Here is a 14,964-nt window from a genome sequence, read left to right as displayed (position 1 = left end):
TGCGAACACATTTATGTGGAGCCAGATAGCCAAAATCCAAGATTTTGTGCGTACCGTGGGAATGGGGAACGGAATCCCCATCAAGATTGCCGGGAACGAAAAATCACGAAAGTGAGTTTTGAGTTACTATGGGCGAATCTTGCGCTAAGAGAGAAAAGCCCCAGCGTTTTGCCGTATTCCGCAGGCCCATCAAAAAAGATGCTTCTATAAATATGAATCCGAAGCCCCGATGCAGGATACACTTTTCAAATTTTTCTGTAATTTTTTCAAACACTGTATCCCCCGATGCCTTTCTGAATTCATATTAGTAAAGGGGGATTGATTTCCATGAAGCAGAAAGAACGATTTGACGAAAAGCCAAAGCAGGAGCATACGGAGCCAGACTATCACAGAAAAATCATTATCAAGGGCATCACCGTGTATGAATCGTTCCGACCAGAAGGCAGTGAACTGTGGGACTGCCTCTTGCAGAGTATGGGGAAACACTGAAAAAAAGATTTTTTAAAATTGTGCGCTACAGCTTGATTTTCGCGTCACAGCTTGGTAAAATACAGATGGGTTAAGTGAATATGTGCAATCAAAAGCCATTGACTTTCTGGATTTTACCATGCAAATTGCGTGGAGACAGGAGGTTTAATGGCTTTGTTTTTTTACAAGGAAAAGAATAAAGACATACGGGCAGCGGCCTATCTGAGATTGTCCATCGAGGACGGAGATAAGGCTGAAAGCAACAGCATCGGAAACCAGAGAGAACTGATTCGGGATTTCGTTGCAGAACGACCAGAACTGCATTTGGTAGGAGAATATGCAGATGATGGTTACACGGGAACCAATTTTGAGCGACCAGGCTTTACGCAGATGATGGAGGACATCAAATCCGGTAAGATCAACTGCATCATAGTCAAGGACTTGTCTCGACTTGGCCGTAACTACATTGAGATGGGAAAGTATCTGGAACAGATTTTTCCTATGATGGGAATTCGGTTCATCGCCATCAATGATAATTACGATAATGCGAACACCGAGAGCAGTGATTCAGACAGCATCGTTGTTCCCTTTAAGAATCTGCTGAACGATTCCTACTGCAGGGACATTTCCATTAAGGTTCGGAGCCAGTTGGACATTAAGCGGCGCAAAGGGGAGTTCATCGGCGGATATGCAATGTACGGTTACTGCAAAGATGAACGGAACAAAAGCCGGTTGGTGGTGGATGAGTACGCAGCAGAAATTGTTCGTTCTATCTACCGCAGAAAATTGGAAGGCATGAGCGCAAAGGTTATTGCGGAACAGCTGAACAGCGAGGGGGTTCTGGCTCCCAGTGAGTACAAACGTCTGTGCGGATTGAATTATCACAGCGGCTTCAAGGCCGGAACTCATGCAAAGTGGCAGGCGATTCAGGTGCTTCGGATTTTGAAAAATGAAGTTTACACCGGAACGATGGTGCAGGGTAAACGGCAGAAAATCAATTACAAGATTAAGAAAATCCGTGACGTAGAAGAATCCGGCTGGATTAAAGTTCCCAATATGCACGAGGCCATCATTCCACAGAAATTGTTTGACACCGTACAGGAAGTTTTGAAGCTGGACACCTGTGCATCGAAAGGACAGCAGACAGTCAATCTCTTTTCAGGTATGGTTCGGTGCGGGGGCTGCGGACAGAATATGGTGCGGCGCACTGTATCAAAAAATGGAAAGAAGTATGTTTATCTGCACTGCATCACAAATCATAACGGCCTGGGCTGTTCTTCACACCTTATCAGTGAAAGTAAATTAGCAGAAGTGGTGCTGGCTGCATTGCAGGGAAAAATTCAGCAGATCAGTGGATTGGAACAGCGGCTGGATGAAATCAACGAGATTCCCAAAAATCAACGCAGGTTAAAATCGGTAGAAGAGCACATGAAAATGCTGGAACAGGAAGAACAGAAATACCAGACCCTGCGCCGTCAGCTTTATGAAGATATGAGCAACGGCATTGTCAGTAAGGATGAGTATAAAGAGTTCAGCCGTTCCTTTAATGAAAAAGTCGAAAATATCCGTAAGGCAAAAGCGGAAATGAACCGTCAGCTGGATAGCCTGAACAATCTGGATGTGGAACATTTGCCGTGGATCGAAGATTTTAAATCCTATCAAAACTTAACGAGTTTGAATCGCCGTGTTCTGGTAGAACTGGTGGAAAGCATTACAGTCTATGATAAAGAGCACATTCACATCCAATATCGCTTCGACCAGGAAATCCGCAATGTACTGGAATATTGCAACAGCATTCCGACAACAGAAACGGAGGGGAGTACAGTATGAAATGTGTAAGCTATACTCGGACGATGCCTTGGAAAAACCATACAGGTGAACTGACGATTGCCGACCAGAATCAGCGTATTGCAGAATACCTGGCTGAACATAAAGAGTTCGATTTACAGAAAAAGTATTCTGACCGTAAGGGTGCAGAAAACGCAAGTGCGGCATTTGACAAAATGATTGATGATGGAGTGGGGCGAAAATTTGACTGCATCATTGTAGCATCTATGTATTACTGTGGGCCTGGCTTCCCGGCGGCGCGTCAGTCAATCAAGGAAACTCTCTATGAGACAGGCGTGGATCTGATCGTTCTGGAAGAAGGACTGGATACCAGAACTGCCAGTCGAAAAGAGGTTGAGGACTATTTTGAGGAGAAACGCTGCGAGATGCACGCAGAAATCATGTTTGCATGGAGGAAGAAGCAGGGCGCAGGATTCCGGCTGACCAATTCCGTTCCGTATGGTTATATCCGCAGGAACGGTGAAAGCAACATGGTAAAGGATGAAGAGGTTGCTCCGTATCTGAGCGAAGCTTTTTCCAGATATGCATCGGGACAGAAGATGCGTGATATTGCAAAATGGTTGAATGAACAGAATGTCGAACCACCGATGAGGCACAAAAAAAGAATTCAGGGAAAACCATATGAGGGAGAATCTGATCTGTGGACATCGGATAATCTGAGGGGATTGTTCAGAAATCCAACATACACGGGTGCAACGGCAAACGGAAGCCGTCAGATTATTGCGGAGAACTGCCATGAGCCGTACATGACAAAAGAACGGTTTTATGCGCTTCCTTGCAATATGCAGCAGAGTGAAAACAAAATATCAACTCGGAAAAAATATAAAAAACCGAATCCTCTTGCAAAGCGCATCATTTGTACCTGTGGACGTCCACTTTATTGGCATAAGGATAAGAAAACGGGAGAAGAACTATTCTATTGCAGCTACTGCCGTGCTCACAAGGAGAATGGAAAGGAATTGAAAGCTCCGGCTGCATCTGTATATAAAAAGGTGATAGATGCTATGGAGAGAGAACATCGGAAAGAAGAAAAGATGTACTCCGCAATTCAGCAGGGAGCTGGCAGAAAAGCAATTGAAGAAGTAAGAGCTGATAGTTCGATGCAGATGAAGACCATTCTGGCTGAACTTAATATGGAACAGTTTCGCCGTGTACCGTTATATGAAAGCTATATGGCCGATGAAATCACGGAAGAACAGTATCGTGCTGAAGTGCTGGATTATGAAGAAGCTCATCGAGAGTTGAATGAACAGCTTACGGCAATCATGGAAAATACGACGGTATGGGAACGGGCATTGAGTTTGCGAAATCCGTGGATTCAGCAGATGGAACAATATAAGACCCCAGAGGCACTGGATCGTAATTTTGTGAAAAAGTACATTGAACAGGTCGTGGTTACATTTTTAGGCGATAGACAGGCAGAAATCGGTCTAACGATGAAAACAGAGGAATGGAAGCAGATGCTTGAACGGATAGAATTGGAGGGTACAGACGATGGCACGAAAAAGTAGAAAGAATTTGCTCCAACCGGAACAGGCAACGGTTTCAGTGCAGTTCCCAGAATTGGATGAAGAAAAGATACCAACTGCAATCTATGGACGGCTTTCGGTGGAAGATGATGAAGATAACGAAAGCATGGAAACACAGATTGCACTAGTGCAGGATTTTATTAACCGTAGCAGTGAATTAAATTATGTAGATACGTATTTTGACAATGGATTTACAGGAACAAATTTCAAGCGCCCGGCCTTTACCCGTTTGATGAACGATGTGCGGCAGAAAAAAATCAAGTGTATCGTTGTAAAAGACCTATCGCGTTTTGGCCGTAACTATCTGGAAGCGGGATACTATATTGAAACCGTATTTCCATTTCTAGGTGTTCGCTTGATTGCTGTCACCGATCATTTTGATAGTACGCGCAAAGAGGATATGGAAAGCCTGGCTCTCCCGATTCGGAATATGGTCAACACCATGTATGCGAAAGACATTTCCAAAAAGGTGTGGACTTCCCTGCAGCGTAAAAAAGAAGCAGGCTATGCAGTCGGAAGTGATGCTCCGTTTGGATATATTCGGAATCCCGTGACAAAACGAAATGAGATTGACCCGGAAACAGCCTTTTATGTACAGTTGATATTCCAGTGGGTGCTGATGGGTGTAGCGATTTTTGAAATCGCCAGACGGTTGACCTTGCTGCAGGTTCCAACCCCACGGGAGTGGCATCGGAAAATTGTTGAGGGAAAGGATGTCGTTACTTATAAAAAATGGGGCGAAACCTCGGTACGGCATATGTTGGCAAATCAAACCTATGTGGGAGATACCGTCAACAATAAAAGTACACGGAAGTTTTTTGCAGGGCAGGACAAACGTAACTTGTCAAAAGAACAGTGGCATGTGACAAGAAATACACATCCAGCCATCATTGCAAGGGATGATTTTGAAAAGGTGCAGGATATTCTGGCGAAGAATCAGAAAGTATACAAAGAAATAAGAGCAGAATCAGAACAGATTCGCACGGAGTATCAGAATGATCTTGCCGGAATGGTGTTCTGTGCAGATTGCGGCAGACCGATGGATTTTGATAGGCTTCCACATGGAGCAGAAGAAAGTAAAAAGGTTTGCTACTATATTTGCAGAGCAAGGCAGGCGGATGATAAGTGCATCGGACACTTGATTACGGAAAAACTGCTAAAAGCTCTGGTAATGGATCAGCTGCATTTTTTCATCGTTCGGCTCAGTGATAAGCGTAAGGTTCTGGAAGAACTGAGAAAAATCGAAGATATGCAGAATCCTGTCTACCGTGCAAAAAGTGAGATTATGAGCCTGACGGATAAAGTTGGTCAGATGGCAAAGAAAAGAGAACAGCTTTATGCGGATTATGTGGCAGGCGTGGTGGATTCCGAAGATTACCAGCTGATTCGGGAAGATTATTCCAAACAGTATGACAGCCTGCGGGCAGCACTGCAGAGAGCAGAAGCCAAAAAGAAGGAAGTAGAACAACAGATTAGAGAATATCTGAATATGACATCCAACCTGGAAGAGCATCTGGATGACTTTGTATTTGATGCTCAGCTGGTAAAATCCCTTGTGCAGAGAATCGAAGTAGGTGCAGATAAACGGGTTCGCATTGTATTTGGGTTTCAAGATGTGTTTGCAGACCTTGGAAAGGAGAGTGCGGGAAAATGATTGCAGCGTATCAGCGCATTTCAAGGGCAGACGGTGATTTGGGTAAGGACGGAAAAGACAAGAGCAACAGCATCGAAAACCAGAAAGAACTGATCCAACGGTATATTTCCTGCAAGGAGAATCTGCAAAATCTGCCTGTGATGGATTTTGTGGATGATGGTTACACAGGCAGCAATTTCGACAGACCGGGCTTTCAGAAGATGATGGATGGTGTGCGCAGTGGCGAGATTGATACCATTATCGTAAAAGATTATTGTGCGATAATAGGACTAAATCAGAAAGACCTTGAAAATCAAGGCATTCTGGCTTAGTCCCTTCTTTTTTTGACCGAAAACAAAGGACTTTCACAATAATCAAGCAAGCCGGAGGGTGCTGCTGCACACTTCCGGCAGAAGGAGGATATAGTGGGTGCTATCAAAGTCTTCTTGAAGGAGGTTGTGCTTCCAATCGCGCTTGCGTTCTGCCTCGCGTCATTTCTCAAGCCGATCTATATGCCTGACGGCGTATGTGACTACTTCCTTATGTGGATCTGCGTCGGCTTGCCATTCGGCATCCGGAGGATGTGCCTCTGGCTCGTTCCCAGCGGTTACGGTATCTCCGGCTCAGTCGGCATCTTCGCATTGAACTTAATCATAGGCGGTCTCATCGGAGGACTCGCCTTCTTCATCGGGCTGCTGCTCGGTATCATTCATACCATCCGAGAAATCATCTGAACTACATCGTAAACGAAGAGGGTTTGTTTCTTCTCCAATTTGGAGTAAGAAGCAAACCCTCTTTTTTTGTTGCCCAAAAGCCGGAATATTTGCTGGCGATGCGGCGAAGGAAAGGAGTTTTTAAGCATGAAACGCATGACAGCCGGTGATCTGCAAGCACTCGAATTGCTGATGCAGACCACACCCGGCTTTGAGCATTTTGACAGCGGCGCGGATGGCATTCTCCCTGAGTGCCGAAGCTGTCGATTTCATCGTCCCTTCTGGAAATATCAGTCCTGCGTGTTTGCAGAGTGTCCCTACTGCTGCAAACCCGTTTCTACTCTCAAAAATCAAAATGGCACATCTGCTGCCGGAAAGGAAGTCAGTCATGAATAACAAAATCGAAGTCTTCAAGAATGAACAGTTCGGTGAGGTGCGAACGATCCTCGAAGGGGAAACACTCCTGTTCTGCGGTTCAGATATTGCGAAAGCGCTTGGATATGCCCGACCCGGAAAGGCAATTATTGATCACTGCAAGGGTGTCCTAAAACGGGACACCCTTACAAGCGGTGGTATGCAGTCCCTTTCCTATATACCGGAGGGCGATGTTTACCGACTGATTGTTCACAGCAAACTCCCTGCTGCTGAGAAGTTTGAACACTGGCTGTTCGATGAAGTTGTCCCCACCATCCGCAAGACCGGCGGCTACATGACGGACTCCCTTCTGGAACGCATTCAGAAGGAACCTGCGGTCATTGTGGAGTTTGCTCAGGCGTTGATTCTGGAAAAGAATCGCGTGAAGGCTCTTGAGTGTGAGCTGAACACGGCAAAGCCCAAAGCCGATTACTACGACGCCTTCATCAATCCGGATGACTGCACCAATATCCGAACGACGGCGAAGGAACTGAAAATCCCGGAGCGCAAGTTCGTCCAGTTCCTTCTTAGAGAAAAGTACCTGTTCCGCTCTCCCTCCGGTCAGCTTCTTCCCTACAACAAGGACAGCAATGCCGGACTGTTCATCGTCCGCGATTTTGTGACGTACTGCTACACCGGTTCTCAGACCTACTTCACGCCGAAGGGCAAGGATGTCATCCGAATGAAGTTCCAGAAAAAGTGCGGCGAAGAGCTGCTTCCCAAGATGGCAAGGTGATTTTATGGCAGTTTTCAGAGTCCCCAAGATCGAGAACTTCACGATGATGAGCAATCACCATCTTCGCAACAAGAAGCTCTCCCTCAAGGCTGTTGGGCTGATGTCGAAAATCCTCAGCCTTCCGGATGAATGGGACTACTCCCTCAAGGGGCTTGCCAAGCTCAATACGGATGGCATTGACGGCGTTCGCTCTGCTGTGCAGGAATTGGAGGATGCCGGTTATATCATCAGGCGTCAGCGTAGGGACAAAAACGGCAGAATGGCGCAAAGCGAGTATCTTGTCTTTGAAATACCGGAGTTGTCAAAACCGGCGTTGGATTCACCGTCATCGGAAAAGCCGATACCGGTAAAACCGGCAACGGATGTCCCGACATCGGGAAACCCAATGCAAATAAATACGAACCAAGTAATTACACACCAAGAAAATACTCACTTGAACAATACTCCATCTATCAATCACTCAGGCACAGGACGCAGAAATGATGGGATTGATTGGATGGATGAGCGAGAGCGATATAGAGAAATCATCGAAGAGAACATCGAATACGAGATTATGAAAGACCGCCCTGACGGAGACCGCCTCGGTGAAATTGTCGAGATCATGCTGGATGCCGTTTGCTCAACTGCTCCTACCATCCGCATCAATGGCGAAGATATGCCGCAGCAAGTGGTCAAGTCCCGCTTTCTCAAGCTGGACAGCAGCCACATCGAGTATGTTTTCCACGCAATGAAGGAATGTCCGTCCAACATTCGGAACATCAGGGCATATCTCCTGACCACACTCTATAACGCTCCGGCAACGATGGACAATTTCTACTCCGCAAAGGTCAATCATGATTTCAACGGCTGGTAAACCGCAAGCGAAACGCTGGCGGCTATTTTTATGCCTGAAAGGAGGGCTTTACATGGTCATATTCATTCATCTGCCGGGTGTGCCGCCTTAGCTGAGGCAACATCACTTTAATCATTCCAAGGAAAGGAGGTATCACTGCAATGCAGGATGAAGTCAACACCAAAGTTGTTGCAATTATGATCAAGGGCGGAAAAATCTCAGCCGAGGTGCTGAAAAAAGCACTGGACAAGTTCGTGCAGGAGATCGAGAAGGCGCAGAAGCAGATGCAGCAGCCCAAAACCTATCGCGGCAAGCAGTCCATAAAGCATCTGATGAGCCAGAACGCCGCCATCTCCAACATCGAAGTAACGGACGGCAACATCAAGTCCTTTGAGCGGACTGCCAGCAAATACGGTCTGGACTTTGCGCTCAAGAAGGACGTTTCCGTAGAACCGCCCAGCTACCTTGTCTTCTTCAAGGGACGGGACGTTGATGTCATGACCGCCGCCTTCAAGGAGTTCTCTGCCAAAACGGTCAAGCAGAAGGAACAGCCGTCCATCCGGCACAAGCTGGATCAGGAGAAAGCCCAGAGCAAGGCACAGCACAAGGAGAAAGTCAAGGTCAAGACCAAGGATCGGGGTGTGGAGCTGTGAACAAGCCCGATGTGAAGAAGCTCATTCTTCTGAACCTTCCATATGTCTTCGCCTTCTACTTTGCGGATAAGATTGCCGCCGTGTTCCGACTTGCGCCCGGCACGGAGTTCATCGACAAGCTGACAAACGGCTTTGCCGTGTTCGGCACTGCCTTCGCAAATCCGCTGCCCAGCTTTCATCCCGTTGATCTGCTCATCGGTCTGTCGGCTGGCGTGTTGCTCAAGCTGGCGGTCTACGTCAAGGGCAAAAACCGCAAGAAGTTCCGGCAGGGCGAAGAATACGGATCTGCACGATGGGGCAAGCCGGAGGACATCAAGCCGTACATGGACCCGGAGTTCGCTAACAACGTCATTTTGACACAGACGGAGTTTCTGACCATGAACAGCCGCCCGAAGCAGCCGAAATACGCCCGCAACAAAAATATCCTTGTCATCGGCGGTTCCGGCTCAGGTAAAACACGATTTTTTGTCAAACCCAATTTGATGCAGATGCACAGCAGCTATGTTGTCACCGACCCGAAGGGTACGGTGCTGGTGGAATGCGGCAAAATGCTCGAAAAGGGCGGCTACGTCATCAAGTCGCTGAACACCATCAACTTCCGGAAATCCATGCACTACAACCCGTTCGCGTACATCCGAAGTGAGAAGGACATCCTCAAATTGGTCAATACCATCATCGTCAATACCAAGGGAGATGGCGATAAGTCCGGCGAAGATTTTTGGGTCAAGGCGGAAAAGCTCTACTACACAGCCCTCATCGGTTACATCTGGTACGAGGCACCGGAACAGGAGAAAAACTTTACCACGCTTCTTGAGATGATCAATGCCTCGGAAGCCAGAGAGGATGATGAGACCTTCAAAAATCCCGTGGATGTCATGTTCGACGAGCTGGAAGCCCGTGAGCCTGACCACTTCGCAGTCAAGCAATACCGCAAATATAAGTTGGCGGCTGGTGATATATGCTCTAAGTGACTTCTTAATCATGATTTTGTCATGGTTAGTGAAGCAATCACTTAGAGCATTTTTGTTTCAGGAGGTACAGCCATGAGAAATGAAAAAATTACCCCACTGTACGAGCGCCTGAGCCGGGACGACGAGTTACAGGGCGAGAGCAATTCCATATCCAACCAAAAACAGATGTTAGAGGATTTTGCCCGCCGGAATGGGCTGCCAAACCCTACGCACTTTACAGATGATGGTATCTCAGGCACCCGTTTTGACCGCCCCGGATTTTTGGCGATGATGGAGGAAGTGGAGGCAGGGCGTGTAGAGGCAATCGTCATCAAGGACATGAGCCGGTTGGGGCGCGACTATCTGAAGGTCGGTCAGGTCATGGAGGTTTTGCGGCAACGCGGTGTTCGTCTGATCGCCATCAACGACGGTGTGGACAGTCTGAAAGGCGATGACGATTTTACCCCATTCCGCAACATCATGAATGAATTTTACGCCCGTGATACCAGCAGGAAAATCCGTTCTGTGTTTAAGGCAAAAGGTATGAGCGGCAAGCACCTGACCGGCACTGTGATTTACGGCTACTTATGGGACGAAAAACGGGAGCATTGGCTGGTAGATGAGGAAGCCGCCGAAGTGGTACGCCGTATCTTCTCCCTCACGCTGGAGGGATATGGGCCTTATCAGATTGCCTGCAAATTATCCGCAGATCGGATTGAAATTCCCGTCGTACACCTTGCCCGCTTCAACGAGGGTGTGAACCGTTCAAAGCCGGTCAAAGACCCCTATGGATGGGGATCATCTACCATCGTGAACATTTTGAAAAAACGAGAGTATTTGGGGCACACCATCAATTTCAAGACCCGCAAGCACTTTAAGGACAAGAAAAGCCACTATGTTTCTGAGGACGAGTGGACGATCTTTGAGAATACCCATGAAGCCATTATCGACCAGCAGACCTTTGATCTGGTGCAGAAAATCCGCAGCAATGTACGGCGTTATCCAAACGGCTGGGGCGAAGCAGCTCCCCTCACAGGCTTACTCTATTGTGCCGATTGTGGCGGCAAGATGTATGTCCACCGCACCAACAATGGCAAGCGGATTTCTCAATATACCTGTTCCAATTATACCAAAGTTCCGTGTGGGACACTATGCCTTACACAACACCGTATCAATGAGAGTGCTGTTCTGACATTGGTTTCCGACACACTCCGGGCTATCGCTGAATATTCGAGAAATGACCGGACGGAATTTATTCACACTGTTCAGGAGACGCAGGTTGCTCAACAGAGTGCCGATATATCGAAAAAGCGCAGGCATCTGGCTACTGCCCAAAAGAGAGCCGGAGAACTGGAAAAACTGATTTGCAAAATCTATGAGGATAACGCCCTCGGCAAGCTGCCGGATACACGATATAAGGCGCTTGATGCACAGTATGCCAAAGAGCAGGACGCACTTGAGATTGAAATTGCGGAGTTGGAAAAGGCTGTTACCGGCTATGAGCAGAGCCAGAAATCAGCAGAGAAATTTATAGCCCTGATTGATAAGTACGAGAATTTTGACACGCTGACAAATACCATGCTCAACGAGTTTGTAGAGAAAATCCTTGTCCATGAACGCTCCCGAAAAGGCAGTCAGGATACCACGCAGGAAATTGAAATCTACTTTAATTTTTTAGGACGCTATATTCCACCATCCTTACAGCCGGTTCCTTTAACCCCAGAGGAACAGGAAGAATTGCGGAAAAGAGAAGAACGCAAGGACAGGCTCCATCAGAACTATTTGAAGCGGAAAGCCAGCGGCGCACAGAAACGGTATGAGGACAAAATCAAGGCGAAGAAAAAAGCGGAAATGGACGCTAAGAAAGCCCTGATCCGGGCTGAGGATATGAAAAAAGGTGTTTTTTCTACTATCGGGCAGCTACCAAAAGAAGAACCGCGCAAAGGCAGCATAGCAGCCAGCGCAGCAGTCTAATCATCACGGAGCAAAGGAGCATGAATATGAGTAAGTTGACTTACATTCGTTGTGGAGATTATGATATACCCAACCTAAAACTTTCTGAACAGCCGGAAACTTCTATCGGCAAGTACGGCAGGATGCGAAAGTCCTACCTGAAGGAACACCGTCCTATTCTCTACAACCAACTGCTGATGAGCGAGAAACTGTATCCGCACCTGTTAGAGATTGATTGGACAGCGCAGGAGCGCGTGGACACCATGTTGCCTCACATGATGGAGGCTGCGGGTGTCACTGAGGAACTGAAAGCCTGTGATCCTATGCGCTGGGTAGGACTGATGAACACATTAACGGCACAGATTGAGGAAATTTTAATCAGGGAACTGATTTGCAGTTGAATGGGAGGTGTGGGAAATGCTGACCTTTGAAAAGGTTCTGGAAGTGTTTCAGGCATATCTGGATGATGATCCTCTGTATGAGGTGGTGCAGACCAGCCACGGTTATACATTGATGGCATGGGAACCTCACCGGAATGACTGGTACAGCGCCGAAATACAGAAAACTCCGGAGGATTTGCGAAACGCCTTGCTGGATACATACGCCAACTTTCTGGAAGATAAGATTACCGGAAATGACCGCGATCTGACTGTGACAGAAACCGGAGAAATCCAGCAGAGGTGCCGGGAACTTTGGGAAAAGTGCCGGGAAACTTGATATAGAAACGCCAGAAGGAGGCCGCGATTATGCGTCCTCCTTCTGCTTCGCAGTCTGTTCCATTTTGAGCGCCCCGTCTATGGCACCTTCGATAATCGGCAGGTATTCTTCAGGGCAAAGCTTCAGCTTATGGCTGACCCGCTGCCGCTGTGCGCTTTCTTCCCGCATGATCTCCGGGTTAAAATATCGCTCTACGGGAAGTCCGCAGACCTTAATCAACTGGATCATCACAGGCAGGCTCGGAATCGCACCTTGATTCTCAATGTTGGCAAGATACCGCCATTCAATCCCAACCATTTCTGCCAATGTTTTTCGTGCCAGACGCTTTGCCTCTCGTGCGGCTTTGACATCCGCACCGAAGGTTTCAAAACCGGGACAATCTTCAACTTTCGCCATATAACATCACCCGGTTACATTGTATAATTCATACTTTGCCCGCGGAATGTTGCTATATGAAGGTTAGTTGAAGTTTATAATTCATATTCTATTTGTTGCATTGTTCGAGAAAGAGAACTATAATGTACTCTGTGGAGGTGCAGAATGGATTATATGACACTAAAAGAGGCCGCCGAAAAATGGGGCGTGACCCCACGATGGATAAACTATTACTGCACTGCGGGTCGCATCCCCGGTGCTGTAAAAATGGCGACGATTTGGCTGATTCCGAAAACTGCGGAAAAGCCGATTGATGGTCGGACAAAAAGAAGAAAGGGAGATAAGCATGAAAAAAATACTGCTGGTTGAAGATGACCCCAATATAGTGTCCTCCCTTACTTTATTTATGAAAAATGAAGGCTATCTGGTTGACAGTGCAAATGGACAACAAACTGCTTTACAGAAAATAGCTCAGGAACAATACGACATTATCCTTTTAGATATTTCGTTGAATGATGGAAATGGTTTTAGCACTTGCTCAGCAATTAAGAGCCAAAAAGACATTCCCATTATCTTTCTGACCGCAGATGATGATGAATTTAGTGTTGTTAGCGGTCTGGAATTGGGTGCAGATGATTATATTTGCAAGCCGTTCCGCCCAAGAGAATTATTGGCAAGAATCAACACTGTGTTGCGCAGAAAAAATGGAAAAAGTGAATTTCTGTCTTGTAAAGATATTACAGTTGATGTTCAAAAGGCGGTTGTCCGAAAAGGAAATACAGAGCTATTCCTTTCGGCATTAGAATACCGTTTGCTGTTGGTGTTTTTGCAGAATCCGGGTGTTGTATTTTCAAGGAAAAAACTACTTGAAATGATTTGGGATGTTACAGGTGATTTTATTAGTGACAACACATTGACTGTCTATATGAAAAGATTGCGAGATAAAATTGAAACAAATCCACAAGAGCCGGAAATTCTTTTGACTGTTCGCGGGCTTGGGTATAAGGCTGGTGAATAACATGGATTTTTTACGAAACAAGGAAGTTCGATTGCAAATAATGCTCTGTATTGGTGTGACGGTGATTGGGAGTGTTTTAAGCTATTTCTTTTGCATGAAGTTCTATTGGGTTACATTTTTAACTGGCTGCGCCATCACCGCTATTTCCCTTATATTCACATATCGCCGCTATATGAAGATTTCTTCTTTAAGTCAGGATATTGATAGACTATTACATGGTGAAGAAAGTATTCGTTTTGACGATTATGGTGAGGGAGAGTTAGCTGTTCTGGAAAATGAGATTTCAAAAATGACATTACGGCTTTTAGTGCAATCGGGACAGCTGCAAAAAGATAAAAAATATTTAGCGGATTCTTTGGCGGATATTTCCCACCAATTAAAGACACCGCTGACTTCTCTTGAAATATTGAATGCTGCGCTTTCACAAGAAGGTATTGATTTCGAACAGCAATCTTCACTATTGCATGAACAGTTATTACTGTTGTCACGTATGGAATGGCTGATTGACGTTTTATTAAAGCTGTCGCGTCTTGATGCAGGGACAATCAAATTCGAAAATAAGTCCTTTCCTGTGGAAAAATTAGTCCAGCAGGCAACAGCGCCATTTGATATCATGCTGGATATTAAAAATATTAAAATGGATATTTCAGATATAGAGGAAATTCAACTATACGGGGATATCAAGTGGCTTGCAGAAGCTTTGTCTAATGTTGTAAAAAATTGTATTGAATCTACTCCCGATGGAGGACAAGTAAAAATCAGCGCTGAAGAAAATGCCATGTATGTGAAATTGTGTGTTATCGATAGCGGAACAGGCATAGCGGAGGAAGATATTCCACACTTATTTGAGCGTTTCTATCGAGGTAAGAACTCCGGCAAAAACGGGGCAGGGATTGGCTTGGCCTTAGCAAAAGCAATTATCACGCAGCAGAACGGAAGGATTATCGCTGAAAACATAATGCCATGTGGGGCAAAATTTACAATTTTCTTTGACAGAGGGGTTGCATAATGCAATCCCTTTTTTGCAAAGTGACATTTTTGTAATGAAAGCGTAATAATAGAGTTATTTAAATTTGCTATGATTTCATCATTGTACGGAATTACTTTCAGCAGGAGGAAACAACA

The 14,964-nt window shown here is 46.1% G+C and carries 17 protein-coding genes and 1 pseudogene; 17 read left to right on the top strand and 1 reads right to left on the bottom strand.

Annotated elements, in window-relative coordinates; genetic code table 11:
• The first annotated feature begins 327 nt into the window (after positions 1 to 327).
• The 14 genes and pseudogenes from MTP41_RS03050 to MTP41_RS02985 all read left to right on the top strand — a co-directional run bounded on the left by MTP41_RS03050 (position 328) and on the right by MTP41_RS02985 (position 12,446).
• Positions 328 to 489 (top strand): hypothetical protein, encoded by a 162-nt coding sequence (locus MTP41_RS03050; RefSeq protein WP_249236162.1) that lies wholly within the window; start codon positions 328 to 330, stop codon positions 487 to 489.
• A gap of 147 nt (positions 490 to 636) precedes the next feature.
• On the top strand, positions 637 to 2,298 hold the full coding sequence (locus MTP41_RS03045; protein ID WP_249236161.1) for a recombinase family protein: 1,662 nt from the start codon (positions 637 to 639) through the stop codon (positions 2,296 to 2,298).
• On the top strand, positions 2,295 to 3,827 hold the full coding sequence (locus MTP41_RS03040; protein ID WP_249236160.1) for a recombinase family protein: 1,533 nt from the start codon (positions 2,295 to 2,297) through the stop codon (positions 3,825 to 3,827). Before MTP41_RS03045 ends, MTP41_RS03040 begins: the two co-directional genes overlap by 4 nt.
• Positions 3,811 to 5,499, top strand: a complete 1,689-nt coding sequence (locus MTP41_RS03035; RefSeq protein ID WP_249236159.1) for a recombinase family protein — start codon at positions 3,811 to 3,813, stop codon at positions 5,497 to 5,499. The genes MTP41_RS03040 and MTP41_RS03035 overlap by 17 nt, the downstream gene beginning before the upstream one ends.
• Positions 5,496 to 5,810 carry a recombinase family protein gene (locus tag MTP41_RS03030; RefSeq protein WP_249236158.1) on the top strand — a complete coding sequence of 105 codons (315 nt, stop codon included), beginning with the start codon at positions 5,496 to 5,498 and terminating at the stop codon, positions 5,808 to 5,810. Before MTP41_RS03035 ends, MTP41_RS03030 begins: the two co-directional genes overlap by 4 nt.
• A gap of 93 nt (positions 5,811 to 5,903) precedes the next feature.
• The gene (locus tag MTP41_RS03025) at positions 5,904 to 6,212 is read left to right on the top strand and encodes a DUF6050 family protein (protein WP_033121585.1); all 309 of its coding nucleotides are present in this window, start codon (positions 5,904 to 5,906) and stop codon (positions 6,210 to 6,212) included.
• A 126-nt stretch (positions 6,213 to 6,338) separates the two neighbouring features.
• A complete protein-coding gene (locus tag MTP41_RS03020) occupies positions 6,339 to 6,587 on the top strand; it encodes a hypothetical protein (RefSeq protein ID WP_119214433.1) in 249 nt (82 codons plus the stop codon).
• Complete coding sequence (locus MTP41_RS03015) at positions 6,580 to 7,341, top strand: phage antirepressor KilAC domain-containing protein (RefSeq protein WP_249236157.1); 762 nt, start codon at positions 6,580 to 6,582, stop codon at positions 7,339 to 7,341. The genes MTP41_RS03020 and MTP41_RS03015 overlap by 8 nt, the downstream gene beginning before the upstream one ends.
• A 4-nt stretch (positions 7,342 to 7,345) precedes the next feature.
• Positions 7,346 to 8,194: a DUF6017 domain-containing protein gene (locus MTP41_RS03010; protein WP_249236156.1), complete on the top strand. Its 849-nt coding sequence runs from the start codon at positions 7,346 to 7,348 to the stop codon at positions 8,192 to 8,194.
• Positions 8,195 to 8,334: 140 nt separating this feature from the next.
• Complete coding sequence (locus tag MTP41_RS03005; protein ID WP_005934796.1) at positions 8,335 to 8,826, top strand: PcfB family protein; 492 nt, start codon at positions 8,335 to 8,337, stop codon at positions 8,824 to 8,826.
• Positions 8,823 to 9,779, top strand: a pseudogene (locus tag MTP41_RS03000) (type IV secretory system conjugative DNA transfer family protein); the annotation flags it as partial. The gene MTP41_RS03005 and the pseudogene MTP41_RS03000, both read left to right, overlap by 4 nt.
• 90 nt (positions 9,780 to 9,869) lie before the next feature.
• The gene (locus tag MTP41_RS02995) at positions 9,870 to 11,750 is read left to right on the top strand and encodes a recombinase family protein (protein WP_005933672.1); all 1,881 of its coding nucleotides are present in this window, start codon (positions 9,870 to 9,872) and stop codon (positions 11,748 to 11,750) included.
• 26 nt (positions 11,751 to 11,776) lie between these two features.
• A complete protein-coding gene (locus MTP41_RS02990) occupies positions 11,777 to 12,130 on the top strand; it encodes a TnpV protein (RefSeq protein ID WP_035394338.1) in 354 nt (117 codons plus the stop codon).
• A gap of 16 nt (positions 12,131 to 12,146) precedes the next feature.
• On the top strand, positions 12,147 to 12,446 hold the full coding sequence (locus MTP41_RS02985) for a hypothetical protein (protein WP_005933668.1): 300 nt from the start codon (positions 12,147 to 12,149) through the stop codon (positions 12,444 to 12,446).
• Positions 12,447 to 12,473: 27 nt separating this feature from the next.
• Here MTP41_RS02985 and MTP41_RS02980 read toward each other — a convergent pair whose 3' ends face one another.
• Positions 12,474 to 12,842 carry a helix-turn-helix transcriptional regulator gene (locus tag MTP41_RS02980; RefSeq protein ID WP_055214719.1) on the bottom strand — a complete coding sequence of 123 codons (369 nt, stop codon included), beginning with the start codon at positions 12,840 to 12,842 and terminating at the stop codon, positions 12,474 to 12,476.
• Positions 12,843 to 12,986: 144 nt separating this feature from the next.
• On the opposite strand from MTP41_RS02980, the gene MTP41_RS02975 reads away from it, so the two are divergent.
• The 3 genes from MTP41_RS02975 to MTP41_RS02965 are packed head-to-tail and all read left to right on the top strand — an operon-like array spanning position 12,987 to position 14,848.
• Positions 12,987 to 13,190, top strand: coding sequence for a helix-turn-helix domain-containing protein (locus MTP41_RS02975; RefSeq protein WP_055214721.1), 204 nt, complete (start codon positions 12,987 to 12,989; stop codon positions 13,188 to 13,190).
• Entirely contained in the window at positions 13,168 to 13,839 is a 672-nt protein-coding gene (locus tag MTP41_RS02970) for a response regulator transcription factor (protein ID WP_055214723.1), read from the top strand. Before MTP41_RS02975 ends, MTP41_RS02970 begins: the two co-directional genes overlap by 23 nt.
• Position 13,840: 1 nt before the next feature.
• Positions 13,841 to 14,848 (top strand): sensor histidine kinase, encoded by a 1,008-nt coding sequence (locus tag MTP41_RS02965; RefSeq protein ID WP_055214725.1) that lies wholly within the window; start codon positions 13,841 to 13,843, stop codon positions 14,846 to 14,848.
• Positions 14,849 to 14,964: the final 116 nt, after the last annotated feature.

Source organism: Faecalibacterium sp. I4-3-84, from assembly GCF_023347255.1.
Taxonomy (GTDB): Bacteria; Bacillota; Clostridia; order Oscillospirales; family Ruminococcaceae; genus Faecalibacterium; species Faecalibacterium taiwanense.
Note: the sequence above shows the minus strand (reverse complement) of the source record. Positions and strands in the feature narration are given on the sequence as shown.

Bases quoted from the DNA above. Each gene is read 5' to 3' on its own strand.
- MTP41_RS02990 (WP_035394338.1), top strand. From the start codon at position 11,777: ATGAGTAAGTTGACTTACATTCGTTGTGGAGATTATGATATACCCAAC.
- MTP41_RS02995 (WP_005933672.1), top strand. From the start codon at position 9,870: ATGAGAAATGAAAAAATTACCCCACTGTACGAGCGCCTGAGCCGGGAC.
- MTP41_RS02975 (WP_055214721.1), top strand. From the start codon at position 12,987: ATGGATTATATGACACTAAAAGAGGCCGCCGAAAAATGGGGCGTGACC.
- MTP41_RS03050 (WP_249236162.1), top strand. From the start codon at position 328: ATGAAGCAGAAAGAACGATTTGACGAAAAGCCAAAGCAGGAGCATACG.
- MTP41_RS03040 (WP_249236160.1), top strand. From the start codon at position 2,295: ATGAAATGTGTAAGCTATACTCGGACGATGCCTTGGAAAAACCATACA.
- MTP41_RS03045 (WP_249236161.1), top strand. From the start codon at position 637: ATGGCTTTGTTTTTTTACAAGGAAAAGAATAAAGACATACGGGCAGCG.
- MTP41_RS03005 (WP_005934796.1), top strand. From the start codon at position 8,335: ATGCAGGATGAAGTCAACACCAAAGTTGTTGCAATTATGATCAAGGGC.
- MTP41_RS02980 (WP_055214719.1), bottom strand. From the start codon at position 12,842: ATGGCGAAAGTTGAAGATTGTCCCGGTTTTGAAACCTTCGGTGCGGAT.
- MTP41_RS03010 (WP_249236156.1), top strand. From the start codon at position 7,346: ATGGCAGTTTTCAGAGTCCCCAAGATCGAGAACTTCACGATGATGAGC.
- MTP41_RS03015 (WP_249236157.1), top strand. From the start codon at position 6,580: ATGAATAACAAAATCGAAGTCTTCAAGAATGAACAGTTCGGTGAGGTG.
- MTP41_RS03020 (WP_119214433.1), top strand. From the start codon at position 6,339: ATGAAACGCATGACAGCCGGTGATCTGCAAGCACTCGAATTGCTGATG.
- MTP41_RS02970 (WP_055214723.1), top strand. From the start codon at position 13,168: ATGAAAAAAATACTGCTGGTTGAAGATGACCCCAATATAGTGTCCTCC.
- MTP41_RS02985 (WP_005933668.1), top strand. From the start codon at position 12,147: ATGCTGACCTTTGAAAAGGTTCTGGAAGTGTTTCAGGCATATCTGGAT.
- MTP41_RS03035 (WP_249236159.1), top strand. From the start codon at position 3,811: ATGGCACGAAAAAGTAGAAAGAATTTGCTCCAACCGGAACAGGCAACG.
- MTP41_RS03030 (WP_249236158.1), top strand. From the start codon at position 5,496: ATGATTGCAGCGTATCAGCGCATTTCAAGGGCAGACGGTGATTTGGGT.
- MTP41_RS02965 (WP_055214725.1), top strand. From the start codon at position 13,841: ATGGATTTTTTACGAAACAAGGAAGTTCGATTGCAAATAATGCTCTGT.